This window comes from Shigella sp. FC1567 (assembly GCF_001743015.1).
Classification (GTDB): domain Bacteria; phylum Pseudomonadota; class Gammaproteobacteria; order Enterobacterales; family Enterobacteriaceae; genus Escherichia; species Escherichia coli.
The window spans coordinates 1-1,718 of sequence record NZ_MIIV01000248.1 but is presented as its reverse complement, the minus strand read 5'-3'; the positions used below and the strand labels follow the sequence as shown (position 1 = coordinate 1,718).

Annotated in this window: 1 protein-coding gene and 2 pseudogenes; 2 read left to right on the top strand and 1 reads right to left on the bottom strand. The window is 44.4% G+C overall.

Features of this window, described 5'->3' with window-relative positions; genetic code table 11:
• Positions 1–319, bottom strand: a pseudogene (locus BHE85_RS14760) (transposase); the annotation flags it as partial.
• A gap of 103 nt (positions 320–422) precedes the next feature.
• Between BHE85_RS14760 and BHE85_RS14755 the strand changes: the two are divergent.
• Together BHE85_RS14755 and BHE85_RS14750 are read left to right on the top strand one after the other, a co-directional pair.
• Positions 423–1,361: pseudogene (locus tag BHE85_RS14755) on the top strand (DUF945 family protein); the annotation flags it as partial.
• A gap of 50 nt (positions 1,362–1,411) precedes the next feature.
• Positions 1,412–1,718: transposase (locus tag BHE85_RS14750; RefSeq protein WP_032219445.1), on the top strand; the 307-nt coding region annotated here is incomplete at its 3' end.

The window sequence follows — 1,718 nt, the reverse complement described above, 5'->3', positions numbered from 1 at the left end:
TGTCGCCATTGTTCGATTAACGCGTATTTTTCAGCGACTCCTGTGCAAAATACGCTGTTGCTTTTTTTAATATATCTCGCTCAAGGCGAGCTTCATTTAACGCCTTACGCAGTTGCAGAATTTCAGATTCCAGTTCAGCCACCGTGCGGGAACCAGGAGTACCGAGCCCTTTTCTGGCGGCGGTAACCCATTGTCCTAAAGTGCCTTCAGGAAGGGATAATCGGGAAGCGCCTTCACTGATCGAAAGTTGATTTTCAAGAACCGTTCTGACAGCTTCGGCTTTGAACTCTTTAGAGTAACGTTGGTTTTTTCTGCTCATTATTAGCTCCTTCTGATGCCATTCTATTTCAGGAAGGAGTGTCCGTTAAACTCAGGCTACCTCAGATATTCAAAGTTTTGCTGTTTTATCAGGGAATATTTATATGATACGTAAGTCAGCTACAGGTGTTATTGTTGCGTTAGCCGTAATCTGGGGTGGTGGCATATGGTACACAGGTACGCAAATTCAGCCTGGTGTCGAAAAATTTATTAAAGATTTTAACGATGCTAAAAAGAAAGGTGAACATGCCTACGATATGACGTTAAGTTATAAAAACTTTGACAAAGGCTTTTTTAATTCCCATTTTCAAATGCAAATTTCATTTGATAACGGTGCACCCGATCTCAATATCAAGCCAGGCCAGAAAGTTGCATTTGATGTGGATGTTGAGCACGGTCCGTTGCCCATCACAATGTTAATGCATGGTAATGTCATCCCAGCACTGGCAGCGGCAAAAGTGAACTTAGTGAATAATGAACTGACACAACCGCTATTTATCGCCGCGAAAAATAAATCGCCCGTGGAAGCGACATTGCGATTCGCGTTTGGTGGCTCATTCTCTACGACATTAGATGTTGCCCCTGCAGAGTATGGAAAGTTTTCTTTTGGTGAGGGCCAGTTTACTTTTAATGGTGATGGTAGTTCATTGTCTAACCTGGATATTGAAGGCAAAGTCGAAGATATTGTTCTGCAATTATCACCAATGAACAAAGTAACGGCAAAAAGTTTTACCATTGATTCTCTGACACGATTAGAAGAAAAGAAATTTCCGGTTGGTGAAAGCGAGTCGAAATTTAATCAGGTTAATATTATCAATCAGGGGGAAGACGTTGCCCAAATCGATGCTTTCGTTGCAAAAACCAGGCTGGATCGCGTTAAAGACAAAGATTATATCAATGTCAATCTGACCTACGAACTTGATAAGTTAACAAAAGGGAATCAGCAACTCGGTAGTGGTGAGTGGTCATTGATTGCTGAATCTATTGATCCCTCAGCAGTGCGCCAATTTATCATCCAGTATAACATTGCGATGCAGAATGAACCGCCCCGGGAATCCTGGAGACTAAACTCCCTGAGAAAGAGGTAAACAGGATGACTAAAAATACTCGTTTTTCCCCCGAAGTCCGTCAGAGGGCGATTCGTATGGTTCTGGAAAGTCAGGGCGAATATGACTCACAGTGGGCGGCAATTTGTTCCATTGCCCCAAAGATTGGCTGTACACCGGAGACTCTGCGTGTCTGGGTACGCCAGCATGAGCGGGATACCGGAGGCGGTGATGGCGGGCTCACCACCGCTGAACGTCAGCGTCTGAAAGAGCTGGAACGTGAAAATCGTGAACTGCGCCGCAGTAACGATATCCTTCGCCAGGCTTCCGCTTATTTTGCGAAGGCGGAGTTCG